Genomic DNA, 24,504 nt, shown 5'->3' with positions numbered 1-24,504 from the left:
GGGGCGCAACTTGCGTTCTACGCGGTTAACATGAGTTGCGAATGCCCCTTTTTTTAAGCGCGTTGCGACGGTGCAACACTTTTTCTACCCAAAGGAGATTCCACTGTCTTGCCACACTAAGGGGTTGCTCGGCGCAGCCGGTGGGCTTTGCGTGCCACAATTTGGCAATAAAGCGCGACGGGCGATAATCCGCGCAGTCGCGCGCGCGACGGGGCCAAGGGGCCTCTCTCAGGTTTTCGTGAATGGTGATTCCGGGACAGCTTGGGTATGGTAGGGGAGAAGCCCCCTCCGAGCAGTGGTGAACGGGACGTGAAAAAAATCGGTCCAAAGTATTTGGTGGGCGTGACGCTGTGCGTTGCGCTTTTTGTGTTGCCAGTTGGTGTGCCTGCGCTTGAGGTGCAGCGGTTTGATGTGGCGGGCGGCGATGGTGATCTGCGCGAAGAGTTGCTTGACGCATCGCTTGTTGCGACACGCGCCAGCGAAGGAGACGCGCCGGCGCGTGATGTTCTGGCGGCGGCACAGGCCGATTACACCCGTTTTTTGCGCGTGCTTTATGCAAACGGATATTACGGCGGTGTCATCAAGATTTCGCTAGATGGGCGCGAAGCGGCGGGGATTTCGACCTTTTCCGCGCCGCCGCGGTTCAAAACCGCAAGGGTGCAGATCACACCGGGGCGGCAGTTTCGGTTTGATCGCGCCGAGGTGACGCCTCTGCCACAGGGAAGCACCCCGCCGGACGGGTTTCGCGCCGGTGCCGTCGCCCGCAGCGAAGTGCTGCAGGAAACGGTGGACGGGGCCGTCTCTGACTGGCGTGACAAAGGGCACGCAAAGGTGCGGATCGCGGATCAGAACCTGCGCGCGAACCACGCCAGCAGCACGCTTTCCGCTCAGCTTAGGCTTGCCCCCGGCCCGGTGGTCAAATTCGGCAACCTGCGCCAGACCACGCCAAGTGCGGTGCGTGCCGAGCGCATTCAGGAGATTGCCGATCTGCCGCGGGGCGAAGTGTTTTCCCCGGCCGAGAAAAAGAAAGCCGCAGAGCGGTTGCGCCGCACGGGCGCGTTTTCATCTGTCTCGCTGACCGAGGCCGAGACATTGGGCCCGGGCAACACGATGGACATCAATCTGGCGCTGGCGGATGAAAAGCCGCGCCGCTTTGGGTTCGGGGCCGAGATTTCATCGCTGGAGGGGCTGACGTTGTCGGGCTTCTGGCTGCATCGCAACCTTTTCGGCGGGGCCGAGCGGTTCCGCATCGGGGCCGAGGTGGGCGGTATTGCCGGGCAATCGGGTGGTGTGGATTATAGCCTTGATGCGCGGTTGGATTTTCCCGCTGCGATCCGCTCGGACATGACCGGCTATGTCGTTGCCGCGCTGTCTTACGAGGACGAACCGACCTATCGCGAATGGATTTCCGAGGTTGGTATCGGGCTGGTGCGGCATTACTCGGACACGTTGGAATTCGAGCTGGGTGTCGGGCTGCGCTATTCTGAGACGGATGACAGTTTTGGCGACCGGCGGTTCTTTTTCCTGACGCTGCCGGGGGCGGTGACTTGGGACAATCGCAATGACAAGCTGGACCCGACCAAAGGCTATTATCTGCGCGCCGAAGCGACGCCATTTGTCAGTGTTGATGGCAATGGCGGGGGCATGCGATTTGAGGCCGATGGCCGCGCTTACCGCAATATTGGTGGTGATCGTGATCTGGTTTTGGCCGGGCGGGTGCAGCTGGGCTCGGTTGTCGGTGCGAGCCTTGCGAACCTGCCGCCGGATTACCTGTTTTATTCGGGCGGTGGCGGCACCGTGCGGGGGCAGCCATATCAATCGCTTGGCGTTGACCTTGGCGGGGGGAGCATTACCGGGGGGCGGTCGTTCTTGGCCGTTTCGACCGAGGTGCGGGCCGCTGTCACGGATACCATCGGGTTGGTCGGCTTTGTGGATGCGGGTTACGTCGGCGCGAATGGCCTGTTTGAGGGCGCCGGAGAGTGGCATGCGGGGGCCGGTGTTGGACTGCGCTATGACACCGGAATCGGGCCTGTCCGGCTTGACGTGGCGGCGCCGATTGGCGGGGCAACCGGGGACGGCGTGCAAATTTATGTTGGTATAGGGCAGGCGTTTTGAGACGGTTCACGGTTTTGCTTTTTGCCACGGCTTTGCTCTGCTGGCCTGTGTTGGCTTCGGCGCAGACGCAGGATGATCGCGGCTATCTACAGAGCATCCTTGAGGACAGCCTGTCGGATGCCGGTCGGCAGGTGCGCATTATCGGGTTTGAGGGCGCTTTGAGCAGTCAGGCCAAGATCCAAGAGCTGACCATTGCCGACGACAAGGGCATATGGCTGACCATGCGCGGGGTAGAGCTTGTCTGGACGCGTTCCGCTTTGCTCAAGGGGCATCTGAGCGTTGATAAGCTTTCTGCTGACGAAATTTTGCTCCCGCGGGGGCCGGTGGCGGGGGGCGGCGATGTACCTGCGCCCGAGGCCTCTGGGTTTGCGCTGCCTGACTTGCCGGTGACGGTTACGATCGGGCAGATCACCTCGCCCCGGATCGTGTTGGGCGCGCCGGTGATCGGGCGTGAGACGGTTGTCTCGCTGGATGGATCGGCCAAGCTTGATGGCGGTGCGGGCGAGGCTAAGCTTGAGATCATCAAGGTTGAGCGCCCTGCTGACCGCCTTGGCCTTGCGGTGAGTTATTCCAACACATCAACCGTTCTCGATCTAGCGTTGAACGTGAGCGAGGGCGCAGGCGGGATCGTCGCGCATTTGATTGACTTGCCGGGGCAACCTTCGATTGCGATGTCGGTCGAGGGGACGGGCCCGCTTGACGCGTTCAAGGCAACGCTTGGGCTATCAACGGACGACCAGCCCCGCCTTGCAGGCAGCGTGACGCTGACCGGCGTGCCCGCGTCAGAGGACGGATCGGTGCAGGCGCAGCGCAAGTTCGTGGCCGATCTGGGCGGTGATATTGCGCCGGTGTTCCTGCCACAATATCGCGGGTTCTTCGGGCCGGATATCCGGCTGGCCATGTCAGGCGCGGCGTTTGAGGACGGTCGGGTGCAGCTTGACGATCTGACGCTGAACACGCGGGCGCTGAACCTTGCCGGGATGTTGCATCTGAGCGCCGATGGCTGGCCGGTGAAGTTCGACCTGAACGGCACGCTGAGCGATGCGACGAGCGGTGAGCCGGTGCTGTTGCCCATCAGCGGCGTGCAAACACGGGTGCAACGTGCGGGTTTTACGCTAGGGTTTGACGCGGAAAAGGGCGACACATGGGTGCTTGACGCCGATATCGAGGCGCTGAACCGGGCCGATATCGCGATTGAGGCGATGCGGCTTGCCGGGTCGGGAACGATTTTCCAAGGCGAGGGCACTGCGATTGGCAGCGTGCGCGGTGCGGCCAGCTACTCGGCCCGCGGATTGGTTCCGGCGGATGCGGCGTTGGCGCGGGCGCTGGGCAGCGCGCTGAACGGTGAGCTGGCGTTTGGCTGGGCCGAGGATGCGCCATTGCGCCTGACCTCGTTTGCTTTGAACGGTGCGGATTACGGGTTGTCGGGGAATGCCGCATTCAAGGGGTTGATGGACGGCTTGAACATCGACATCTCAGGCGCGGCCAAGTTGAAGGCCGACGATATGGCGCGCTTCGCCGATCTTGCCGGTGTGGCCATGACCGGGGCGGCTGAAGTGACGCTCAGCGGGCAAAGCAAGCCGCTTGCGGGCAGTTTTACGCTGGGTGTGGACGGCACCGGGCGCGATTTGGGTATCGGGCAGGCGCAGGTTGATCCGCTGTTCCAGGGCGCAAGCCAACTGGCGCTGAGAATGGCGCGGGACGAGACCGGCACGCGGATTGAGAAATTCACCATCACATCGGATCATGCGAGCGCGCGGTTGTCCGGCGCGTTGGCCACCGGGGCGAGCCAGCTGACGCTGAGCGCGCAAATCGCGCAGACGGCGCGGGTGATGCCGGGGCTGAACGGGGCAAGCACGCTGTCGGGCACGGCCAAGCAATCGAGCGCCAGCGATTGGGTTGTTGACATGCGCGCCACCGGCCCGGGCAAAGCAAGCGCCGGGGTCAAGGCGAGCGTTGCGATTGATGACGATGCCGGCCTTGGGCGGATTACGGGAACGGTGCAGGCCGAGGTGGCCTCGCTTGCGCCCTATGCCACGCCGGTTGGGCGCCCTGTGTCCGGCGGTGTCACGCTTGAGGCAACAGGCTGGGTCGATCCGCTGAAAGGCACGTTTGAGGCCACGTTCGACGGGACAGGGCGAAGCCTTGGGGCCGGGATTGATACGATTGACCAACTGTTGCGCGGCACAAGCACGTTGAGCGGGACGGTGCGGCGCGCGGCGGGCGAGGTGCTTCATGCCGAGCGGATCGACCTCACAACGCCGCAAGGGCGGATAGAGGTCAACGGCACGGCAAGTGGCGCGGCGCCGTCGCTTCGGTTCGACGCGAGCCTGCGCGACATCGGGTTGCTTGCGCCGGGTGTGAACGGTCCGGCAACAGCGCAAGGCACGGCAGAGCTTGTCGGTCAAAGCTGGCGGATTGCGGTGCAGGGTCGTGGCCCCGGCGGCACAGAGGCGCGCGTGTCGGGGCAGATTTCAGCGGCAACGTTGCAAGCCGACCTTGAGATCGCGGGCCGCGCTCCGCTTGGCTTTGCCAATCGCTTTATTGCGCCGAATGTGGTGTTGGGAACGGCAGCCTATGACCTTTCGCTGAATGGGCCGCTGGCGTTGTCGTCGCTGTCCGGGCGGGTCACCGTGCAAAAGGCGCGACTTGCTGTGCCGGAGCAAAACATTTCGCTTGCGCCGATCAATGCGACCGTAACGCTTGCCGGTGCAAAGGCCGATGTAACGGCCAGCGCACAGGTGGCGGGTGGCGGGCAGATCACCGTAACCGGACCGGTCGGGCTGAACGCGCCCTATACTGCCAACCTCGAAGCGGTGCTGAATGGGGTCGCAATCCGCGAGGCAGAGCTGTTTCGCACCAGCGTGGATGGACGCGTGAGCCTGCGCGGGCCGCTGACTTCGGGGGCGGCGATCCGCGCGGCGTTAAGCCTTGGAACGACCGAAGTGCAGGTGCCGGAAAGCGGTGGGCAGATTGCCCCCGTTCTTGACGGCTTGCGCCATGTGAACGAGCCGGGCGCGGTGCGCCGCACCCGCGCCCGTGCCGGGCTGTTGGACACAGGCGGCGGCAGCGGTAGCAGCGGTGGCGGTGCGGTGTATCCGATCGACATCGTCGTAGACGCGCCAGCACGCGTGTTCATTCGCGGGCGCGGGTTGGATGCCGAGCTGGGTGGGCAATTGCGGCTGACCGGAACCACCGCAAATGTGATCACCCAAGGGCGTTTTGACCTGATCCGCGGGCGGCTTGATGTATTGACCAAGCGCCTGACCCTCAGCGAAGGCTATGTTCAGTTGCGCGGTAGTTTTGACCCGTTCATTTATCTGGTGGCGACCGCTCAATCGGCGGATACGGACATTAGCATCATCATGTCGGGGCTTGCCTCGGACCCTGAGATTTCCTTTACCTCAAGCCCGGATTTGCCCGAGGATGAGATCCTGTCACGGCTTTTGTTCGGGCGTGGATTGTCCAAGATTTCCGCGCTTCAGGCGGTGCAGCTTGCTGCTGCCGTGCAAACCTTGGCCGGGGGTGGCTCGGGGCTTTTGGACAAGCTGCGCGAGAACCTTGGGGTGGATGATCTGGACATCACCACAAGCGAAGACGGTACGACCGGTGCGAAGGTGGGTAAATACCTGTCAGACAAGGTTTATACCGATGTTACGGTCGGGTCGGACGGAAGCAGTGAGATCAATCTCAACATCCAGATTTCACCCTCTGTTACGGGCCGGGGCAGCGTGAATTCGGAAGGCGAAAGCAGTCTCGGCGTGTTCTTTGAGCGCGATTATTGAGAGGGGTGATCAGGCGATCAAACCGATCATTTCCCAATGGTCGATTTGGCCGGATTCACTTTTGCTGCTTTGTTGATCAAACTGCCCAATAATTGCCCGCGCAAGGGGCGCCAACTTGGGCCCGAAAATATTAGAGTTGCGCAAACGCACGACTACTCTAGGCTTGTCATATGAATGCAAAGAGTCCGTATTTCAGCGAGATGGCGTCGGATCACGGCGTTAGATCCCCATATCAAACCTATGACGCATGGTTTCAGAAACAGGAAACCGACCGTCTTGCGCGCAAATCGCATGAGGCCGAGGCCTTCTTTCGCCGCACCGGGATTACGTTTAACGTCTATGGGCAAACCGACGCCGAAGAGCGGTTGATCCCGTTTGACCTTGTGCCACGTATCCTGTCGGCGCGCGAGTGGAGCAAGCTGTCCAAGGGGATTGACCAGCGGGTTCGCGCGATCAATGCGTTTCTCTATGACATCTATAACCGGCAAGAGATTTTGCGCGCCGGTGTGGTGCCTTATGAGCTGATCTCGAGCAATGAGGCGTTCCTGCCTGAGATGATGGGGTTCAGCCCGCCGGGCAACGTCTATACCCATATCGTCGGCACCGACATTGTGCGCACCGGCGAAGATGATTTCTTTGTGCTTGAGGATAACGCCCGCACGCCATCGGGTGTCAGCTATATGCTGGAAAACCGCGAAACGATGCTGCAAATGTTCCCGGAACTGTTCAGCAAGATCAAGGTCGAGCGGGTCAGCAACTATCCCAAAAACCTTCGAGAATCGCTGGAGGCGTCGGCCCCGGCCGGATGCGATGGGCGGCCTCGCGTGGTGGTGTTGACGCCGGGCATTCACAACTCGGCCTATTACGAGCATTCCTTTCTTGCCGATCAGATGGGTGTTGAGCTTGTCGAGGGGCATGACCTTAGGGTGATGGATGGGCGTATCGCCATGCGCACCACGCGCGGCTACAAGGTGATTGATGTGATCTATCGCCGGGTCGACGACGAATACCTTGATCCGCTGACGTTCAACCCGACCTCGATGCTGGGCGTTCCGGGGATCATGGATATTTACCGCGCTGGCAATATCACCATTGCCAACGCGCCGGGCACGGGCGTGGCGGATGACAAGGCGATCTATAGCTATATGCCCGCGATCGTAGAGTTTTACACCGGCGAGCGGGCCATCCTGAAGAACGTGGAAACCCATCGCTGTGCAGAACCGGAAGCGTTGAAATACGTGTTGGATAATCTTGCCGATCTGGTGGTGAAAGAGGTTCACGGCTCGGGCGGGTATGGCATGTTGGTTGGCCCCGCGGCGAGCAAGCAGGAGCTCGCGGATTTTGAGGTCAAGCTTAGGGCGAAGCCGCACAATTATATCGCGCAGCCGACGCTGTCTCTGTCGACCGTGCCGATTTTCACCGATGCCGGGTTGGCCCCGCGCCACGTTGATCTGCGCCCTTTCGCCTTGGTATCGCCCAAGGGTGTGAACATCGTGCCGGGCGGCTTGACCCGCGTGGCGCTAACCGAGGGGTCGCTTGTGGTAAACTCAAGCCAAGGCGGCGGAACCAAAGACACATGGGTATTAAAGGGCTGACATGCTGGGAAAAACCGCAGGCGGGCTTTACTGGATGTTCCGGTTCCTTGAGCGGGCGGAGAATACCGCACGTTTGATCGAAGCGGGGTTTCGTATTGCCCTGACGCGATCCGTTGACCCGGATACGGAATGGAAGTCGGTGATTGTAACCTCGGCCTCGCAACGGGCGTATGAGGCCAAGCACGATGTCTATGACAGCGGCACGGTCACGGATTTTCTGTTGCGCGACCCGGACAATCCAAGCTCGGTCCTGTCCGTGATCAAGAGCGCGCGCGACAATGCCCGCATGGTGCGTACAGCGCTGACGACCGAGGTGTGGTCAGCGGTGAACGAAACTTGGATGTTGCTCAGCGATGTGCTGAGAAATCCGATTCCTGAAACCGATCTACCCGAAGTTCTGGCGACGATCCGGCATCAGTCGGCGCTGGTGCGGGGCGCTCTGCATGGCACGATGCTGCGCAACGACATGTTTGATTTCTGCCGCCTCGGCACGTTTATCGAACGGATCGACAGCACGGCGCGGATCATCGACGTCAAATATTACTCCTTGTTGCCTGCGTCGTCCTTTGTGGGCAGCAGCATGGACAATGTTCAGTGGGAGACGATCCTGCGGTCTGTCTCGGCACATCGGTCATTCCGCTGGGCTGTTGATGGGCAGTTCGCGGCGTCAGATATTGCGAGCTTTCTGATCCTTGATCGCCGCATGCCCCGATCTCTGGCATTCTGTGTATCGAAAATCTCGGATAATCTCAGCTATATCGAAAGCGATTACGGCCAGAGGACGAAGGCGCATGATTTGGTCGACGCGATGAATGCACGGCTTAAGGGGCGCGATATTGCTTCGATTTTTGAGGAAGGCTTACACGAATTCCTAAGTTCCGTGTTACAGGACACCACGCAACTGGGCCTTCAGATCGAACAGGATTACAGGTTTAACCAATAGATGCAGCTTAGAGTCAGCCATTCCACCGAGTATTCTTATGATGAGCCGGTGCATTACGCTTTGCAAAAAGTGCGCAAGCGGCCGCTTGATTCGACGGTGCAGCGGGTCGAAAACTGGGATGTGATCATTGAGGGCGGCAAAGTCGAGGCGAGCTATCTTGACCACTATGGCAACCATGTTGATCTGGTCAGCGCCGATGCCGGCACACAGAAGCTGGTGCTCAAGGCCGAAGGCACGGTTGAGACGCTGAATGAGACCGGCGTTCTGGGCAAGGTTTATGGCCGCGCGCCGCTCTGGCATTTTGCGCAGGCGACCGCGCTGACCCAAGCAGGGCCGGGGATCAAAGACCTGTCCAAAGTATTGCCAAAACAGAGCAACGTGCTCGACGGGCTGCACGAGCTGTCGGCGGCGGTGCTAAAGGCCGTTCCCTATCAAGCTGGATTTACCGCTGCGGAAACCCCGGCGGAAGAGGCGGTGACGATCGGCCGTGGGGTCTGTCAGGACCATTCGAACATCTTTATTTCTGCGGTGCGGCTTTGCGGTCATGCGGCGCGTTATGTCAGTGGTTATCTGATGATGAATGACCGGGTCGATCAAGACGCAAGCCATGCCTGGGCCGAGGTGCATGTTGATGGGCTGGGCTGGGTCGGGTTTGATGTCTCGAACGGGGTGTCCCCTGATGAGCGGTATATACGCATCGCCACCGGGCGTGACGCCCATGATGCCGCGCCGATTTCGGGGTTACGTCACGGGAGCGCAGCCGAATCAATGATTGTGTCTTTGCAGGTGCAGCAGTAAGCCTAATTACTAAGCAATCGTTAGTGAGGCGGAATGACTTATTGCGTTGGAATGCGGCTGAATCAGGGTTTGATCTTTATGTCCGACAGCCGGACGAATGCCGGCGTCGATAACTTTGCGACAAGCCGGAAGATGTTTACCTGGTCCGTGCCGGGAGAGCGGTCGATCACGATCATGACCGCTGGCAACCTTGCCACGACACAAGCGATGATCAGCCTGCTTCAAGAGCGTTCGGAAGCTGTCGAGGATCGCGACCCCGGAATTCTGAACCAGCCTTCGATGTTTCAGGTGGCGCGCCTTGTCGGAGCGACGCTGAAGGAGGTGATTTCCTACAGCAGCCCGACCGGTCAGACCTCGGACGACCGGTTTAGCGCTTCGGTGATTGTGGGCGGACAAATCAAAGGCGGGCCGCCGACGGTTTTCCTGATCTACCCGGCTGGGAATTTCATCGAGGTCACCGAAGACACTCCGTTTTTCCAGATTGGTGAGACCAAATACGGCAAGCCGATTCTGGTGCGGGCGTTTGACCCGGAGCTGTCGTTTGACGAGGCGATGCGCCTCTTGTTGGTCTCGTTTGATTCGACGGTGAAATCGATCTGTCGGTGGCGCCGCCGTTCGACGTTCATGTCTATGAAAACGATACCTTCCACGCAGACAGGCTCGCGCAGAATCGAAGAGGGCGACGAGGTCTATCGGTCGATTTCGGAAGGCTGGGGCGACGCGTTGAAAATGGCGCTGGAAAAGCTGCCGACCTATGACATCTGACACAGCAAGCGCGCGGCGCTTGTTGTCGGTGTCATTGATACACCACAGTTTTACCTAAGGGGGTTTGGTGGAGCCTAGCGGGATCGAACCGCTGACCTCCTGCATGCCATGCAGGCGCTCTCCCAGCTGAGCTAAGGCCCCATACTTGCGGGTGTTAACCCGTCCGCCGGGTATTAGGCAAAGGCCGCTGCGGGATCAAGTAGAAAATGCCCGCAACAGCCCAAATCGTGTTTACTCGTCGTCGTCCGCTGCGACATCGGCGATTTCGTCGAGCGACACATCACCGTCGTCGTCATCATCGTCCAGAACATCATCATCCAGATCGACATCTACATCGGCGTCATCCAAGGTTTCGAGTTCTACCTCGGTATCCGTTTCCTTGGCCTTGGCTGTGACCGCATCTTCGGCGTCGGCGGCGATTTGACCACGCTTGCCGGTTTCAAATTCGACGACTTCCCCGGTGTAGGGGCTGACGATCGGATTGCGGTTCAGGTCGTAAAAGCGTTTGCCTGTCGTCGGGCACAGGCGTTTGACGCCCCATTCTTCCTTGGGCATAGGCTTCCCTTTCGAAAATCTATTGTCTTGCTGACGATCCGCGCCAACTGCCATAACGTGGCGCAGGTGTCAAAGGCTTTCGTTGGAGTGTGATGAGCAAGCTGTCCAGAGCCGGGAGATTCGGCAAATGACCCGCCATGTGTTGCCAGGTAACCCACCGGTCGAAGTTTTGCTGCGCCGCTCGGCGCGGGCGCGGCGGATTTCGCTCAGGGTGTCGTCGATTGACGGCAAGGTCACGCTGACCTGTCCCAAGGGCGTACGAGAGGCTGAGGCATTGGGATTTGCCGAAGAGAAAGCCGAGTGGCTGCGCGCCAACCTGTCCAAACGCCCCGAGGAGGTTATCGTCGGGCTGGGCGTGGAGGTGCCGATCCGCGGCGCGATGGTGCGCGTGGTTGCAGGCACCGGGCGGGCGGTCACGCTGCGTGAGGGCGAGGTGGCCGTTCCGGGCCAACCAGAGCGCGCAGGCGCACGTCTCCTTGGGTTTCTTAAGGAGTTGGCGCGCGCGCGGCTTGCTGAGGCCTCTGACCGCTATTCTACGGCCTTGGGGCGGGACTATACCCGGCTCACCCTGCGCGACACGCGCTCTCGCTGGGGGTCGTGTTCGTCAGAGGGCGGGCTGATGTATTCATGGCGCTTGATTATGGCCCCCGATAGCGTGCTGGATTATGTCGCCGCGCATGAGGTGGCGCATTTGTCCGAGATGAATCACTCATCGCGGTTCTGGGCCGAGGTCGAGCGGCTTTATGGTGATCACAGCGCGCCGCGCCAATGGCTCAAAGCCCACGGGAGCAGCCTGCACCGGCACAAGTTTTGATCCGGGGCGCTGTTTCTGGCGCGGTTCGGGATTGACGAATGCTGCCGTTGTGATCACATATAATTCATGCTTGGAACACAACGCCCCGACCCGAAACCATCGGCCCATGACCGGGTCTATCGCCAGCTGCGGATGCGGATCATGCATGGTGACATGCAACCGGGTCAGGCGCTGACCTTGCGCGGGATCGGCAAGGAGTTCGGCGTGTCGATGACACCGGCACGCGAATCGGTGCGCCGATTGGTGGCCGAGGGCGCGCTGCTTATGTCGTCGTCCGGGCGCGTGGCAACGCCTGAGCTGAGCTCTGAGCGGATCGAGGAGTTGGCAGCCCTGCGCACCCTGATCGAAGTGGAGCTGGCCAGCCGTGCCCTGCCGCGTGCGCATATGGCCTTGATTGAGCGGTTGCAGACCATCAATTCGGCCCTGACCGAGAGGATCAGCATGCAAGACCCGGTGGGCTATATTCGCACCAATCTTGAGTTCCACCGAACGCTGTATTTGCGCGCGCAAGCGCCTGCGATGCTGGCGACGGCGGAAACCGTCTGGCTTCAGCTTGGGCCGACGATGCGCAAGCTTTACGGGCGGCTCAAGCGCAAGTCGCTGCCGCCCTATCACCGGCTGATCATTTCCGCGCTCAAGGCCGGGGACGAGCCGGGGTTGCGGCTGGCGGTGCGATCAGACGTGACGCAGGGCCTCAAGATGCTTCTCAGTTGAAAACAAGGCGTCCACAGATGCAAACGACACATCCCCAAGAGCACTCTACACCACCGCCGGGCCGTCAGGTCTTGCTCAAGTTTCTGCTGCTGGTGGCGCTGCTGGTGGGATATTTCCTGTATCTCAGCGTGAAATATGATGTGGCGACCGGCGGCATCGCAGCGGCTCTGACGTGGAGTTTCTTTGTCCTCTGCACGCCGGTGGCTGATGCCGGGTTTCTGCTCGATTTTCCGCTTCGCGTTTTGTTCGGGATCAGGATGGTGGTGTCCGAAGTGGTGGTCTGGGCCATTGCGATCGGGATAAACTTGGGCGTGCTGTCATTGGCCCCCGGCGCGTATGACACCACGCTGGTGACGCGGATATTGCATGAGATCCTGACAACGCCTTGGCCCTTTTGGGGGGTGATTGTTCTGTCGGGCTTGGGGACGTTTTTGTCGGTGCGGTTCGGGGATGAGTTGATGGATATCCTGCACCACCGCGACCGCGACTTTTTCCATTCGCACCATTTCAAATACGAATTGGTGCTTGTGGCGTTCTTTATCGCGGTGCTGTTCGGCTATTATCGGCTGATCACGTCGCTCGGGCTTGAAGGCGTGCTCTGACGCGTGTGCCATTTGGCGAGATGATCAGGCGGCGAGGCCTTTGGAGCCGAGATCAAGGAATTTCTTGCGCCGGTCACGGACCAGCTTCTTGGCGGATTTGCCGTCAAGCTCGGCCAGCATGGTGGTGATCGCGGCGCCGACGGTTTCAATCGCAGCACTTCGGTTGCGATGCGCGCCGCCTTTGGGCTCATTAATCACACGGTCGGCAACGCCCAGTTTCTCAAGGTCTTGCGCGGTGAGACGCAGGGCTTCGGCGGCTTCGCGCATTTTCTCGGAATCGCGCCACAGGATCGAGGCGCACCCCTCGGGCGAGATCACCGAATAGATCGAGTGTTCGAGCATCGCCAGACGGTCCGCCGTGGCAAAGGCCACTGCTCCGCCAGAGCCGCCCTCTCCGATGATGACCGAAATCAGCGGCACGCCGATTTGCAGGCATTTTTCGGTGCAGCGGGCGATGGCCTCGGATTGGCCGCGCTCTTCTGCACCCTTGCCGGGATAGGCCCCGGCGGTATCGACCAGAGTGATGACCGGCAGGCCGAATTTATCGGCCAACTCTAGCAGGCGCACGGCCTTGCGATAGCCTTCGGGGCGGGCCGAGCCGAAATTGTGCAGGATGCGGCTTTTGGTGTCGTGGCCTTTTTCATGTCCGATCACCATCACCGGGATGTCGTTGAATCGCGCCAGCCCGCCCATAACGGCCTGATCATCGGCAAAGTTCCGGTCACCGGCCAGCGGTGTGTATTCGGTAAACAGCGCGTCGATATAATCGGTGCAATGGGGGCGTTGAGGATGGCGAGCAACCTGACATTTGCGCCAAGGCGTCAGCGTTTTATAAAGCTCCTCAAGAAGCTCTGCTGCTTTCTTGTCGAGCGCGGCAGCCTCGGCTTCGACGTCCGTTCCCTCGTTGGCACGCGCCATGGCGCGTAGCTCTTCGGCTTTGCCTTCGATCTCGGCCAAAGGTTTTTCGAAGTCGAGGTAGTTTATCATCGCATGAACTCCGCAAAGGCGTTTGCCGTTATATGGCCGCACTGGCGCGATGATGCAACTCCGCAAGATTTGTTCAGTGGTCTCATGCGATGTATTGAGAGCGAAACACCAAAGGAACGACACGTGCGGGCGGCATATGAAAAGCGGATGATCCGCGTGCTGGAATATATCCACACCAATCCCGATGGCGATCTGTCGTTGGATAGGCTGGCGGATGTGGCGGCGATGAGCCGGTTCCACTGGCATCGCGTGTTCCATGCGATGACCGGCGAGACCTGTGCGCAGGCGGTGCGCCGTATCCGGCTTAACCGCGCGGCGTGCTGGCTCTTGCGCAAACCGTGGCCGGTTGAAGAGGTGGCCAAACGTGTCGGTTACCCGTCTGTGCAAAGCTTCGGGCGCGCCTTTCGCGCGGCCTATGGCATGAGCCCGGTTCAGTTTCGCACCAATGGCGCAGAAGCTGCGCTGCAATTGATGAAGCGAGAAGGACAGCCAGACATGTTTGACGTTGTGATCGAGGACGCGCCGGAAAGGGCGCTTGCCGTGATGCGCCACCGCGGCCCTTACATAGAGATTGGCAATGCCTTCGAGCAGGCCAGCGCAATGATCGGTGCGCGCAACCTTTGGGGGCAGGTGCGCACGATGGTTGGGGTGTATTTCGATGACCCGTCATCGGTTCCCGAGGCCGAGTTGCGTTCAATGGCCGGTTATGAGCTTGAAGACGGGGTGGATTTGCCCGACGGGTTTGAGGCCTATCGCATCGCTGGCGGCCCGGTGGGGCGGTTGCGGTATCGCGGACCATACGCCGGGATGCAGCAGGCCTATGACTACCTCTATAGCGAATGGTTGCCCGGCTCGGGGCGCGACCCCGGCGACGCGCCCGCGTTCGAGGTGTATCTGAATACGCCCGCCGATGTCGCCCCGGCGGATTTGCTGACCGATATTTGTCTGCCGCTTAGGCCATGACCGAGCGGGCCATGACCAAGCGAACCGCGACCAAGCTGGATTTCAAGAAAGCCGACAAGCGGCTTTATGCCGCCAAGCCGGACGCGTGGCAGGCAGTTGATGTGCCGGAGATGCCCTTTCTTGTCATCGACGGGCAGGGCGATCCGAATGGGCCGGAGTATACTGCCGCATTGGGTGCGCTTTACCCAATGGCCTATGGTGTGAAATTCGCCATGAAAGACGCAGGGCAGGATTTTGTCGTGCCTCCGCTTGAGGCGCTTTGGTGGTCTGAGGACAAGAGCGCCTATGTCACCAATGATCGGGCGGCATGGCAATGGCGGGCGATGCTGCGGATGCCGGATGCGGTGGCTGGTGATCTGGTCGAACAGGTGCGCGAAGGCGTTCTGGCCAAGCAAGCCAAGAAGAAAGACGGCGCCGCGCCTGCGATGGTGCACGCGGTGCGATTGCTGTGCTTTGAAGAGGGGCGCTGTTTGCAGCGGCTGCATATCGGGCCTTATACCGACGAAGCGCCGGTGCTGGCCGATCTGCATGACCGGGTGATGCCGGAGCAGGGATTGCGCTTTGCTGGTGAGCATCACGAGATCTATCTGTCCGACCCGCGCCGCGTTGTGCCTGAAGCGCTGAAAACCATTTTGCGCCAGCCGGTGAAGGGGTTAGACGGGTGAGTGTTATGGACACAAAAGCGATGCCAGCCGATGTGGAAGCCGCGTTTGATGCGATGCCAGAGGCGGCGCGGCAAGGGTGCCTTGCCTTGCGGGCGTTGGTGCTTGGCGTGGCGCGCGACACGCCAGAGGCGGGGCGGGTGTCAGAGGAGCTACGCTGGGGCCAGCCCGCTTACCTGACGCCGGAAACAAAGTCGGGGACGACCATTCGGCTGGGCGCTCCGAAGTCTGGTGGCTTTGCCTTGTTCGTACATTGCCAGACCTCTTTGATCGAAGATTTCCGGCCCATCGCCCCCGAGGGCACGCGGTTTGATGGCAAGCGGGCGGTGCTGTTTGATAAGCCGGAGGAGGTCCAGCCCGATGCGCTTGGCCTGTTGGTCCGCGCCGCGCTGACCTATCACCTCTAGAGCGCGAGACCCGCGCGCAGGGCGAGTTCGGGCGAGGCGAGGACCGGCACGGAGAGATCCGCCAGCAAAGGTGCAGCGCCCGCCATGGAGGCCTGTGCCAGCACTACGCAGGCGAGGTCCGGCATGGTCTTGACCGCCTCGCGGATGGCGGCAGCAAGGACGGCGGCGAACGCCTCTCCTTCGCCCGCGTCGAACAGGGGCCAGTAGTCACCGAGAAAAAGCGGGTGGACCTTCTGCGGGGTGCCTTGCTGTTCCAGCGCTTCTTCCAGCAGGGCGAGGGATGGCTCCCAAGTGCTTTGCAGGCAGTAGACCATAAGGATCGGACCACCGGCACGGGCGGCTTGCTGCATCATGGGCTGGTCGATGCGCACCGCTCCGGCCTTGCGCGCGACGTCTCCGATGGTGGTGCAGGTGCATAGGACGGGGCCATCGACGGCTTGGATGGTCTGGGTGATCTCGGCCTCAAGCGCGGCGTCGATGCCGGCCTGAGCGCGGGCGAGAAAGTCTTCGCGCACCACCTGCGTCAGCTCGGCCCCCGGCGCGATGCGGTCGCGCAGGGCGGTGAAGGTAGGGCAATGGGCGGGCGAGGTGTGCAAGAGCGTCAGGGTCATGACCCGGAAGGGTAAACCACCGGGATCAGTGACGCCACCAAAAGCGCGGCCATGGTCCAGTTGAACGCTCTGAGCCGTGCCGGGCTGGACAGCAAGCGGCGCAATTGCTGGCCCAGAATTGTCCATGTCGAGGTTGAGGGCAGGTTCACCAACCCAAAGGCCAGCGCCACAAGCGTGATTGCCAAAAGTGACCTGTCTGGCGCGTAAAGCGTGATCGCTGTGAGCGACATGGTCCAAGCCTTGGGGTTGACCCATTGGAACATCGCGGCTTGCAAAAAGCTGAGCGGTTTGCCCGCGGTCTGTCCGGTTTCCGGCGCGGCGGCATTGGCGATTTTCCAAGCGAGCCAGAGCAGGTAAGCCACGCTGATCATGGTCAGCAGTGTGTGGGCCGGAGGCCAGGCGTCAAACACACCAATAAGGCCGATCCCGACAAGAAAGATCATCACCATAAAGCCCGCGCCGATGCCAAACATATGCGGGATCGTCAGGCGGAACCCAAAGTTCGCACCGGACGCCATGAGCATCATGTTATTGGGCCCCGGTGTGATCGAGCCGACCAGAGCAAAGCCGACGAGGGCGGTGAGAAGTTCGTATGACATGCCCGCAAGAATAGACGGGGTCGTGCCGCATTAGGTTGCAAACTGGCGGTAAAATGCTCTAGTTCTGCAATCCATGACGAAATTGGACGACGTAAACCGCAAGATATTGCGCGAACTGCAACGCGACGGGCGGATCAGCAATCTTGATCTGGCGGATCGGGTGGGCTTGTCTCCCTCTGCGTGTTTGCGCCGTGTGCAAGAGCTTGAACGATCCGGGGTAATAAAAGGTTACCGCGCCGTTCTTGATCCGGCTGGGATGGGAATCGGGTTTGTGGCCTATGTGGCGGTTGGGCTGAGTCGGCACACCAAAGATGCACAGGAAGCTTTTGAGCGCGCCATGGCCCAAGCGCCGGAGGTGCGCGAGTGTCATAACATCACCGGAACCGTGGAATACCTGCTCCGGATCGAAGCTGCGGATCTGACGGCGTATAAGGCGTTTCACACCGAAGTGCTGGGGACGGTGCCGGTGGTCAATGCGATCACGTCTTATGTGGTGATGGGCTCGCCCAAGGATGAACGCGCTTGAGAGCGGTATTCGAGCTTGTCCGGGAACCGATACGCAACCGAAAGGAAACACGATGAAATATCTGATGACCGCGATGGCAGTTGTGCTCGCCGGGCCCGTTGGGGCGGCGGTTTCCGGGTTCTATGACAGTGCCGAAAAGATCGACACGATCCTGTCGTCACCAGAGGTGGCTGACCGGCTCAGGCAGGCACCGCTGCGGGCGGTGGAAAACACCGGAGCGCGGGCGGATGGGGCGCAGGAATGGACCCTGCACGTCCAGCGGTGCGACTTGAAGGTTTACCTTGTGCCGATGCCCCCGCCGCCCGGCGCGGTTGGTAAAACGCGCTACCGGGTCGAGCTGGGCGAGGGCTGTGAATAGCCGCTAGAGCGCCAGGTCGTCAGACCTGACGCACGGCCCCTTTGGCGGCCGAGGTGGTCAACGCGGCATAGGCCTTGAGCGCGGTTGTCACCTTGCGTTTGCGCTTGATGTCGGGCTGCCAGCCTTTGGCCTCGCGTGCTTCGCGGCGGGCGGCGAGGGTGGCGTCATCAACCGCAAGATTGATGGTGCGGTTGGGGATGTCGATCTCGATCAGATCGCCCTCTTCCACAAGCCCGATGGTGCCGCCTTCTGCCGCCTCGGGAGAGGCGTGGCCGATCGACAGGCCAGAGGTGCCGCCCGAGAAGCGGCCATCGGTCACAAGCGCACATTCCGCCCCTAACCCTTTGGATTTAAGGTAGGATGTCGGATAGAGCATTTCCTGCATCCCCGGTCCGCCGCGCGGCCCTTCGTAGCGGATGAGCACCACGTCGCCGGCCTTGATCTTGCCATTGAGGATCGAGTTCACTGCGGCGTCCTGACTTTCGCAAACGCGGGCCGGGCCGGAGAAGGTGAGGATCGAATCGTCAACGCCCGCTGTTTTTACAATGCACCCTTCTTCGGCAAGGTTACCGAACAGTACGGCGAGCCCGCCGTCTTGGGAGAACGCGTGTTCCTTGTTGCGGATCACACCCGATTCGCGGTTGAGATCGAGGCTGTCGTAACGGCGCGATTGCGAGAAGGCGGTTTGCGTGGGCACGCCGCCGGGTGCTGCGCGATAGAAGTCGTGCACGGCCTTGTCGGTGGTTTGGGCCACGTCCCATTTCGCCAGCGCATGACCAAGCGACGGCGCGTGGACCGACCCGACCGAGGTATCAAGCAGACCGGCGCGATCAAGCTCGCCCAGGATCGCCATGATGCCACCGGCGCGGTGGACGTCTTCCATGTGGACGTCGGACTTGGCCGGGGCCACCTTGCACAGGCACGGCACACGCCGCGACAGGCGGTCGATGTCGGACATGTCGAAATCAACCTCGCCCTCGGAGGCAGCGGCAAGAAGGTGTAGCACCGTGTTGGTGGAGCCGCCCATGGCGATGTCGAGCGTCATGGCGTTTTCAAACGCGGTCTTGGTGGCGATGTTGCGCGGCAGCACGCTGTCGTCGTCGCCTTCGTAATAGCGTTTGCACAGCTCGACGACCGTGCGCCCGGCTTCGAGGAAAAGCCGCTCGCGGTCGGCGTGGGTGGCCAGTGTCGAGCCATTGCCGGGCAGCGACAGGCCGAGCGCTTCTGTCAAGCAATTCATCGAGTTAGCGGTGAACATGCCCGAGCACGACCCACAGGTCGGGCAGGCCGAGCGTTCGATCGCATCAACGTCTTCTTCGCTCATGTTTTCGTCGGCGGCGGCGACCATGGCATCAACCAGATCGAGCGCGATTTCCTTGCCGTCCTTGAGGATAACCTTGCCCGCTTCCATCGGTCCGCCCGAGACGAAAACCACCGGAATATCAAGGCGCATGGCGGCCATCAGCATGCCGGGCGTGATCTTGTCACAGTTCGAGATACAGACCATCGCATCGGCGCAATGGGCGTTGACCATATATTCGACGCTATCGGCAATAATCTCGCGCGAGGGCAGGGAATAGAGCATCCCGTCGTGGCCCATGGCGATGCCGTCATCAACGGCGATGGTGTTGAATTCCTTGGCCACGCCACCGGCTTTTTCGACCTCGCGCGCGACCAATTGGCCGAGATCTTTGAGGTGGACATGCCCCGGCACGAACTGGGTAAACGAGTTGACGATGGCGATGATCGGCTTGCCGAAATCATCGTCTTTCATGCCTGTCGCGCGCCAGAGGCCACGGGCCCCGGCCATGTTGCGACCATGGGTAGACGTGCGGGAACGATAGGCTGGCATGGTGTGGCTCCGAATGGCTTGCTGTGTGTTGCTTTAGTGACCTTTAGCGCCAAGGCGAGGGAGGCTCAAGCACGGGTGGGTTACGACGGGATGAACGCAGCGTCCCGCAGGGTTAACGGAGGCTGGGGCGGGGGAGCGGCGGGGGGGTGACCTCCGGCTGACTTTCGGCTGCTAGGCGTATGACATCCGAAAACCGCATATGTTTACCGTTTGTTAGGTTAACGGCGCGTGCGGTGGGGTTTGGCAAGCCTGCACGGACTCGAGGGCGAAGCCCGCCGTGCCATCGCCGACCCGCCCCACGGGGCGGCGATTGGCTGAAGATAACGACATCCTCATGGGGCGACGGGTTTTGCAGGCTTAAAGTGGCCCAAACGACCGTCGATCGCCACCCCACGGGACGGCGATGGCACGGCTGACGCAGCTGCGTCAGGCTTTGGCGGCGGTCACGATAAACTCGACCAGATACTCCGGGGTGGCAAGCTTGGCTTCGCCACAGGCGCGGGCGGCGGCGTGGCCTTTGGGCACCCATGCGTCATAGACACCATTCATGGCGGCAAAGTCGGACATATCGGCAAGCCAGATCACAACCTGAAGCAGCTTGCTTTTGTCGCTGCCGACTTCGGCGAGAAGCGTGTCGATCTTGTCGAGGCAATCCTGTGTCTGCTGTTCGATGCTGGCGCCGGCGGTGCCGACCTGACCGGCGAGATAGATGGTGTCGCCGTGTTCAACGATCTGGCTCATCCGGTCGTTGGTGTGGTGACGTGTGATGTCGGGCATGGGGTGGTCTCCTTGAGAGGGTATGTGGTTCGGCGAGGTAGGGGTGCGCGCATGCACGCACCCACCGCGGTCAGCCTTGGACCAGTTCGGCCATGCGCACAATCACTTCGGCCTGTTTCATCGAGGCGATGTCGATCAGCTTGCCTTTGTAGGTGGTGGCACCGAGGCCGTTTTTCTGGGCCTCTTCCATCGCGGCGAGGATCTCGCGGGCTTCGGCGACGGCTTCGGCCGAGGGGGTGTAGACCTCGTTGGCGAGGGCGACCTGTTTGGGGTGGATCGCCCATTTGCCGACCATGCCCAGCGTCGCGGCGCGTTTGGCTTGGGCGGTATAGGCCGCATCATCGGAGAAGTCGCCGAACGGGCCGTCAACCGGCAGCACACCATGGGTGCGGCAGGCGGCGACGATTGCGGAGATCGCATAGTGCCACGGGTCGGGGAAGTGCGTTTGCCCTTCGTGGACCATGTAATAGGCCTCTTGCGTGCCACCGATCCCGGTGGTGGCCATGCCCATCGACGCGGCAAAATCGGCGTAGCCGAGGCTCATCGCTTGCAAGCGCGGCGAGGCGGCGGCGATTTCCTCGACATGGGCGAGGCCGGCAGCGGTTTCGATGATGACTTCGAAGCTGATCTTTTTCTTGCGCCCTTTGGCAGCTTCGATCGCGGTGACCAGCGCGTCAACGGCATAGATGTCGGCGGCGTTGCCCACCATCGGGATCATGATTTGATCCAGCCGGTCCGACGCGTTTTCGAGCAGTTCGACGACGTCCTTGTACCAATGCGGCGTGTCGAGCCCGTTGATCCGAACCGAAAGGTATTTGTTGCCCCAATCCACATCATGGGTGGCTTCGATGATGTTCTTGCGGGCCGTGTCTTTGTCATCAGGGGCGACGCTGTCTTCGAGGTCGAGGTTGATCACATCCGCGGCGCTGGCGGCCATCTTTTCGAACAGGGCCGTGCGCGAGCCGGGGCCGAAGAGTTGGCAGCGGTTGGGGCGAGCGGGAGCAAGGGGTTGTTTGTGAAAGGACATGTCGGGCACCTTTTGATGGTTAGAATATTGCGAAACTCTTGGGGGAAAGCGTTATTAAATTGCGGGAGATGCCGCAAGCGCGTTTCGGGAGCGTCGAGGCGGCAAGAGTTTCGTGAATCCCCTTAAAAACAAGCCGCGCGCGAGAATTGATGCTTTTCGCGGCGGGAGGTGTTGAAAAACTGCCCATTCGCTGAGCGGTTCGAAGAATCTTCGATGAATTTCGGTGTCAGGCGAATATTCTGCTTTCTCCTCGCGGGATCAGGCGGAGTTTGCAAGCCTCTCCGGTGCGAAATCCCCGACCCTCGCGGGCGGGAAAAGACACGCGCAACTGAAAGGCCGCTGCCATGATCAAGACACCTTACCTGCTGTTTCTGGGCGATGCGCCTGACCAACTGGCCGCGAAAGTGGCGCAAGGCATCAAGGACTGGCGCCCGGACAATGCCGTGGGGCAGTTCCGCATGGACGGCTGCAAGGCCGATCTGGGGCTGACCGATATGGATCTGGCCGAGGCCAAGGCCGCCGGTGCCAAAACGCTGGTGATCGGCGTGGCGAACCGGGGTGGCGTGATTAGCCCCGAGTGGAAAAAAGTGCTGGTGATGGCGCTGGAAGAGGGCTTTGACCTTGCCAGCGGGTTGCACAACCTTTTGCGCGACGAGCCGGACCTTGTGGCGGTGGCCGAGGCAACGGGTCGGGTGCTGCATGATGTGCGCATCCCGTCGGTGGAATACCCGATTGCCAATGGCAAGAAGCGCAGCGGCAAGCGGGTGCTTGCCGTGGGCACCGATTGTTCGGTTGGCAAGATGTATACCGGGCTGTGCATGGACGCCGAGATGAAGAAACGCGGGCTGAAGTCGAGCTTTCGTGCGACCGGACAGACCGGCATTCTGATCACCGGCAATGGTGTGCCGCTGGATGCGGTGATTGCCGATTTCATGGCCGGGTCGGTGGAATATCTGACGCCGGACAATGACGCGGATCATTGGGATCATATCGAGGGGCAGGGCAGCCTGTTCCACGTGTCCTATTCCGGTGTGACGATGGCGTTGATCCATGGCGGCCAGCTGGATGCGTTGATCCTTGCCCATGAGCCGACGCGCGAGCACATGCGCGGCTTGCCCGAATACCAGCAGCCAACGCTTGCCGCGTTGCGCGATGTGGCGCTGACCTTGGCGCAGGTGGCGAACCCGGCGTGTCAGGTTGTCGGCATTTCGGTCAACACGCAGCATATGCCGGACGCAGAGGCGAAAGCCTATCTGGCCGAGGTTGAGGCCGATATGGGGCTGCCGACCACCGATCCGTTCCGTTATGGTGCCGGCAAGCTGGTGGATGCGTTGCTGGCTATCTGAGGGCTGAGGAGCCCGAAGCGACCCGCCGGAGCCTCCGGCGGGAGTATTTTGAGCAAGATGAAGGGGAGGGGCGCTGTGCAGATCACGGTGACACCGGATACGTTCAAGCTGGCGCAGGTTTTTACCATTTCGCGGGGCAGTCGGACCGAGGCCAAAGTGCTGACGGTTAGGGTGTCGGACGGGTTTATCTCGGGTTGGGGTGAGTGTGTGCCCTATGCGCGCTATGGCGAGACGTTGGAGAGTGTGACAGCCGAGATCGAAGGATTGAGCGGCCCGATCACGCGGGAAAGCCTGCAAGGGATGTTGCCAGCGGGCGCGGCGCGCAATGCGGTGGATTGTGCGCTGTGGGATCTTGAGGCCAAGAAGGCCGGGGTTCGGGCGTGGGAGCTGGCCGGGTTGTCGACCCCGCCGGGGCCGGAGATCACCGCTTATACGCTGTCGCTCGACACGCCCGAGAAGATGCAGGCGCAGGCGGCGGAGAATGCGTTTCGCCCGTTGCTCAAGATCAAGCTGGGCACGCCGGATGACATGCCCCGTTTGGAGGCCGTGCGTGCGGGTGCGCCGAAATCGACCATTATTGTGGATGCCAACGAGGGGTGGTCCGCCGAGGTTTATGCCGATCTTGCGCCGCATCTGGTGCGCTTGGGTGTGGCATTGGTTGAGCAGCCGTTGCCCGCAGGCGATGATGAGGCGTTGATCGGGATGGAGCGGCCTGTGCCGGTCTGTGCCGATGAAAGCGCGCATGATCGGGCGTCTTTGCCCGCGCTGAAGGGCAAGTATGATGTTGTGAACATCAAGCTCGACAAGACCGGCGGCTTGACCGAGGGTTTGGCGCTGAAAGAGGCGGCGCTGGCGCAAGGCTACAAGCTTATGGTCGGCTGCATGGTCGGGTCTTCGTTGGCGATGGCTCCGGCGACCTTGTTGGCGCAGGGCGTGATGGTGACCGATCTGGACGGGCCGCTGTTGTTGGCCGAGGATCGCGAGCATCCGTTGATGTTTGACGAGGCCGGGGTGCATCCGCCTGTCGCGGATTTGTGGGGATAGGCGCATGAAAACCGCGATTGTATGGGATGTTGAGTTCCTGACTGATGCGGGGGCGCCGCAGCGGTTTTGGTGCGGGCCGGATGACCCGGACCCGGTGCTGGTTCAGATCGGTGCTGTACGGCTGGGCCTTGAGGGGGATTTCCCGCTGCTTGAGACCCATGAGCAGGTGGTGATCCCGCGGGACCGGCATGGCGCGGTTTGGCCGTTGTCGCCGCTGTTTACCAAGCTGACCGGGATCAGCGATGCGCGGGTTGCGCGCGAGGGTGTCGCGCTTGACCCGGCGCTGCGTGGGCTGGCGGAATTTGCCGGTGAGGACATGATCTGGGCCTGGGGCAATGACGAGATTTTTGCGCTTGGGATTTCCTGTTACCTTGCCGGGATCGCGCCGCCCGTTCCGGCCACGCAATTCGGCAATGCCGTGCGCTTGCTGGTCACGGCGGGGATCGCGAGGGACGAGGTTGTCACCCTGCGCTCGAACACGCTGTGTGCGCATTTCGGTGTCGATGACGGGGGAGCCAAGGCGCATGACGCCTTGGGGGATGCGCAGTCTGTGGCCTATGTTTTGCGTCACTTCCTTGAGCAGGGGCGCTTGAGCGCCAAAGATTTTGACCAAGACCAACGCGGCGCGGCTTGACCTTTGCGCAGCGCCGCCCGATGAA

Annotated in this window: 23 protein-coding genes, 1 tRNA gene and 1 pseudogene; 17 read left to right on the top strand and 8 right to left on the bottom strand. The window is 61.2% G+C overall.

Annotated elements, in window-relative coordinates:
* The first annotated feature begins 309 nt into the window (after window positions 1-309).
* From N4R57_19115 to N4R57_19090, 6 genes and pseudogenes are all read left to right on the top strand, one after another.
* Complete coding sequence (locus tag N4R57_19115) at window positions 310-2,115, top strand: autotransporter assembly complex protein TamA (protein ID UYV37050.1); 1,806 nt, start codon at window positions 310-312, stop codon at window positions 2,113-2,115.
* Entirely contained in the window at window positions 2,112-5,900 is a 3,789-nt protein-coding gene (locus N4R57_19110) for a translocation/assembly module TamB domain-containing protein (protein ID UYV37049.1), read from the top strand. Before N4R57_19115 ends, N4R57_19110 begins: the two co-directional genes overlap by 4 nt.
* 170 nt (window positions 5,901-6,070) lie before the next feature.
* Entirely contained in the window at window positions 6,071-7,495 is a 1,425-nt protein-coding gene (locus tag N4R57_19105) for a circularly permuted type 2 ATP-grasp protein (protein UYV37048.1), read from the top strand.
* Between the two features lies 1 nt (window position 7,496).
* Entirely contained in the window at window positions 7,497-8,438 is a 942-nt protein-coding gene (locus N4R57_19100; protein UYV37047.1) for an alpha-E domain-containing protein, read from the top strand.
* Window positions 8,439-9,236: a transglutaminase family protein gene (locus N4R57_19095; GenBank protein ID UYV37046.1), complete on the top strand. Its 798-nt coding sequence runs from the start codon at window positions 8,439-8,441 to the stop codon at window positions 9,234-9,236. It abuts the gene before it with no gap.
* A 33-nt stretch (window positions 9,237-9,269) separates the two neighbouring features.
* A pseudogene (locus tag N4R57_19090) lies at window positions 9,270-10,001 on the top strand (proteasome-type protease).
* 65 nt (window positions 10,002-10,066) lie between these two features.
* On the opposite strand, the gene N4R57_19085 reads toward N4R57_19090, so the two are convergent.
* A tRNA-Ala gene (locus tag N4R57_19085) sits at window positions 10,067-10,142 on the bottom strand.
* A gap of 90 nt (window positions 10,143-10,232) precedes the next feature.
* Window positions 10,233-10,556 carry a TIGR02300 family protein gene (locus N4R57_19080; GenBank protein ID UYV37045.1) on the bottom strand — a complete coding sequence of 108 codons (324 nt, stop codon included), beginning with the start codon at window positions 10,554-10,556 and terminating at the stop codon, window positions 10,233-10,235.
* A 127-nt stretch (window positions 10,557-10,683) separates the two neighbouring features.
* On the opposite strand from N4R57_19080, the gene N4R57_19075 reads away from it, so the two are divergent.
* The 3 genes from N4R57_19075 (at window position 10,684) to N4R57_19065 (ending at window position 12,686) form a co-directional block, all read left to right on the top strand.
* Window positions 10,684-11,370: a M48 family metallopeptidase gene (locus tag N4R57_19075; GenBank protein ID UYV37044.1), complete on the top strand. Its 687-nt coding sequence runs from the start codon at window positions 10,684-10,686 to the stop codon at window positions 11,368-11,370.
* Window positions 11,371-11,436: 66 nt separating this feature from the next.
* Complete coding sequence (locus tag N4R57_19070) at window positions 11,437-12,084, top strand: GntR family transcriptional regulator (GenBank protein ID UYV37043.1); 648 nt, start codon at window positions 11,437-11,439, stop codon at window positions 12,082-12,084.
* Window positions 12,085-12,101: 17 nt separating this feature from the next.
* Window positions 12,102-12,686: a hypothetical protein gene (locus tag N4R57_19065; protein UYV37042.1), complete on the top strand. Its 585-nt coding sequence runs from the start codon at window positions 12,102-12,104 to the stop codon at window positions 12,684-12,686.
* Window positions 12,687-12,710: 24 nt separating this feature from the next.
* Here N4R57_19065 and N4R57_19060 read toward each other — a convergent pair whose 3' ends face one another.
* Entirely contained in the window at window positions 12,711-13,673 is a 963-nt protein-coding gene (locus N4R57_19060; protein ID UYV37041.1) for an acetyl-CoA carboxylase carboxyltransferase subunit alpha, read from the bottom strand.
* A 123-nt stretch (window positions 13,674-13,796) separates the two neighbouring features.
* On the opposite strand from N4R57_19060, the gene N4R57_19055 reads away from it, so the two are divergent.
* The 3 genes from N4R57_19055 to N4R57_19045 are packed head-to-tail and all read left to right on the top strand — an operon-like array spanning window position 13,797 to window position 15,705.
* On the top strand, window positions 13,797-14,636 hold the full coding sequence (locus N4R57_19055) for an AraC family transcriptional regulator (GenBank protein UYV37040.1): 840 nt from the start codon (window positions 13,797-13,799) through the stop codon (window positions 14,634-14,636).
* An 11-nt stretch (window positions 14,637-14,647) separates the two neighbouring features.
* The gene (locus N4R57_19050; GenBank protein ID UYV37039.1) at window positions 14,648-15,301 is read left to right on the top strand and encodes a GyrI-like domain-containing protein; all 654 of its coding nucleotides are present in this window, start codon (window positions 14,648-14,650) and stop codon (window positions 15,299-15,301) included.
* Between the two features lie 5 nt (window positions 15,302-15,306).
* Entirely contained in the window at window positions 15,307-15,705 is a 399-nt protein-coding gene (locus N4R57_19045) for a DUF1801 domain-containing protein (protein UYV37038.1), read from the top strand.
* On the opposite strand, the gene N4R57_19040 is transcribed toward N4R57_19045, so the two are convergent.
* A complete protein-coding gene (locus tag N4R57_19040; GenBank protein ID UYV37037.1) occupies window positions 15,702-16,316 on the bottom strand; it encodes a hypothetical protein in 615 nt (204 codons plus the stop codon). The genes N4R57_19045 and N4R57_19040 overlap by 4 nt on opposite strands.
* Complete coding sequence (locus N4R57_19035) at window positions 16,313-16,915, bottom strand: LysE family translocator (GenBank protein ID UYV37036.1); 603 nt, start codon at window positions 16,913-16,915, stop codon at window positions 16,313-16,315. Before N4R57_19035 ends, N4R57_19040 begins: the two co-directional genes overlap by 4 nt.
* Window positions 16,916-16,988: 73 nt before the next feature.
* Between N4R57_19035 and N4R57_19030 the strand changes: the two genes are divergently transcribed.
* Entirely contained in the window at window positions 16,989-17,441 is a 453-nt protein-coding gene (locus N4R57_19030; protein UYV37035.1) for an Lrp/AsnC family transcriptional regulator, read from the top strand.
* A gap of 52 nt (window positions 17,442-17,493) precedes the next feature.
* Entirely contained in the window at window positions 17,494-17,799 is a 306-nt protein-coding gene (locus N4R57_19025; protein UYV37034.1) for a hypothetical protein, read from the top strand.
* 19 nt (window positions 17,800-17,818) lie between these two features.
* Here the strand turns inward: N4R57_19025 and ilvD are convergent, their stop codons facing one another.
* The 3 genes from ilvD to N4R57_19010 form a co-directional block, all read right to left on the bottom strand.
* On the bottom strand, window positions 17,819-19,651 hold the full coding sequence (gene ilvD, locus N4R57_19020; GenBank protein ID UYV37033.1) for a dihydroxy-acid dehydratase: 1,833 nt from the start codon (window positions 19,649-19,651) through the stop codon (window positions 17,819-17,821).
* Between the two features lie 426 nt (window positions 19,652-20,077).
* Entirely contained in the window at window positions 20,078-20,428 is a 351-nt protein-coding gene (locus tag N4R57_19015; GenBank protein ID UYV37032.1) for a RidA family protein, read from the bottom strand.
* Between the two features lie 70 nt (window positions 20,429-20,498).
* Window positions 20,499-21,455: an L-malyl-CoA/beta-methylmalyl-CoA lyase gene (locus N4R57_19010; protein ID UYV37031.1), complete on the bottom strand. Its 957-nt coding sequence runs from the start codon at window positions 21,453-21,455 to the stop codon at window positions 20,499-20,501.
* Between the two features lie 344 nt (window positions 21,456-21,799).
* Between N4R57_19010 and N4R57_19005 the strand changes: the two genes are divergently transcribed.
* The 3 genes from N4R57_19005 to N4R57_18995 all read left to right on the top strand — a co-directional run bounded on the left by N4R57_19005 (window position 21,800) and on the right by N4R57_18995 (window position 24,479).
* On the top strand, window positions 21,800-22,801 hold the full coding sequence (locus tag N4R57_19005; GenBank protein ID UYV37030.1) for a DUF1611 domain-containing protein: 1,002 nt from the start codon (window positions 21,800-21,802) through the stop codon (window positions 22,799-22,801).
* 75 nt (window positions 22,802-22,876) lie between these two features.
* Window positions 22,877-23,845: a dipeptide epimerase gene (locus N4R57_19000; protein UYV37029.1), complete on the top strand. Its 969-nt coding sequence runs from the start codon at window positions 22,877-22,879 to the stop codon at window positions 23,843-23,845.
* Window positions 23,846-23,849: 4 nt separating this feature from the next.
* Window positions 23,850-24,479, top strand: coding sequence for an exonuclease (locus N4R57_18995; GenBank protein ID UYV37028.1), 630 nt, complete (start codon window positions 23,850-23,852; stop codon window positions 24,477-24,479).
* The last annotated feature ends 25 nt before the right edge of the window (window positions 24,480-24,504 follow it).

This window comes from Rhodobacteraceae bacterium D3-12 (assembly GCA_025916135.1).
Lineage (GTDB): Bacteria > Pseudomonadota > Alphaproteobacteria > Rhodobacterales > Rhodobacteraceae > JAKGBX01.
Note: the sequence above shows the minus strand (reverse complement) of the source record. Positions and strands in the feature narration are given on the sequence as shown.

What these genes read in the sequence shown, in the direction of transcription:
- N4R57_19080 (UYV37045.1), bottom strand. Translation starts at nt 10,556, where the DNA reads ATGCCCAAGGAAGAATGGGGCGTCAAACGCCTGTGCCCGACGACAGGC.
- N4R57_19095 (UYV37046.1), top strand. Translation starts at nt 8,439, where the DNA reads ATGCAGCTTAGAGTCAGCCATTCCACCGAGTATTCTTATGATGAGCCG.
- N4R57_19005 (UYV37030.1), top strand. Translation starts at nt 21,800, where the DNA reads ATGATCAAGACACCTTACCTGCTGTTTCTGGGCGATGCGCCTGACCAA.
- ilvD (UYV37033.1), bottom strand. Translation starts at nt 19,651, where the DNA reads ATGCCAGCCTATCGTTCCCGCACGTCTACCCATGGTCGCAACATGGCC.
- N4R57_19075 (UYV37044.1), top strand. Translation starts at nt 10,684, where the DNA reads ATGACCCGCCATGTGTTGCCAGGTAACCCACCGGTCGAAGTTTTGCTG.
- N4R57_18995 (UYV37028.1), top strand. Translation starts at nt 23,850, where the DNA reads ATGAAAACCGCGATTGTATGGGATGTTGAGTTCCTGACTGATGCGGGG.
- N4R57_19010 (UYV37031.1), bottom strand. Translation starts at nt 21,455, where the DNA reads ATGTCCTTTCACAAACAACCCCTTGCTCCCGCTCGCCCCAACCGCTGC.
- N4R57_19060 (UYV37041.1), bottom strand. Translation starts at nt 13,673, where the DNA reads ATGATAAACTACCTCGACTTCGAAAAACCTTTGGCCGAGATCGAAGGC.
- N4R57_19050 (UYV37039.1), top strand. Translation starts at nt 14,648, where the DNA reads ATGACCAAGCGAACCGCGACCAAGCTGGATTTCAAGAAAGCCGACAAG.
- N4R57_19015 (UYV37032.1), bottom strand. Translation starts at nt 20,428, where the DNA reads ATGCCCGACATCACACGTCACCACACCAACGACCGGATGAGCCAGATC.
- N4R57_19105 (UYV37048.1), top strand. Translation starts at nt 6,071, where the DNA reads ATGAATGCAAAGAGTCCGTATTTCAGCGAGATGGCGTCGGATCACGGC.
- N4R57_19065 (UYV37042.1), top strand. Translation starts at nt 12,102, where the DNA reads ATGCAAACGACACATCCCCAAGAGCACTCTACACCACCGCCGGGCCGT.
- N4R57_19035 (UYV37036.1), bottom strand. Translation starts at nt 16,915, where the DNA reads ATGTCATACGAACTTCTCACCGCCCTCGTCGGCTTTGCTCTGGTCGGC.
- N4R57_19040 (UYV37037.1), bottom strand. Translation starts at nt 16,316, where the DNA reads ATGACCCTGACGCTCTTGCACACCTCGCCCGCCCATTGCCCTACCTTC.
- N4R57_19070 (UYV37043.1), top strand. Translation starts at nt 11,437, where the DNA reads ATGCTTGGAACACAACGCCCCGACCCGAAACCATCGGCCCATGACCGG.
- N4R57_19100 (UYV37047.1), top strand. Translation starts at nt 7,497, where the DNA reads ATGCTGGGAAAAACCGCAGGCGGGCTTTACTGGATGTTCCGGTTCCTT.
- N4R57_19030 (UYV37035.1), top strand. Translation starts at nt 16,989, where the DNA reads ATGACGAAATTGGACGACGTAAACCGCAAGATATTGCGCGAACTGCAA.
- N4R57_19045 (UYV37038.1), top strand. Translation starts at nt 15,307, where the DNA reads ATGGACACAAAAGCGATGCCAGCCGATGTGGAAGCCGCGTTTGATGCG.
- N4R57_19025 (UYV37034.1), top strand. Translation starts at nt 17,494, where the DNA reads ATGAAATATCTGATGACCGCGATGGCAGTTGTGCTCGCCGGGCCCGTT.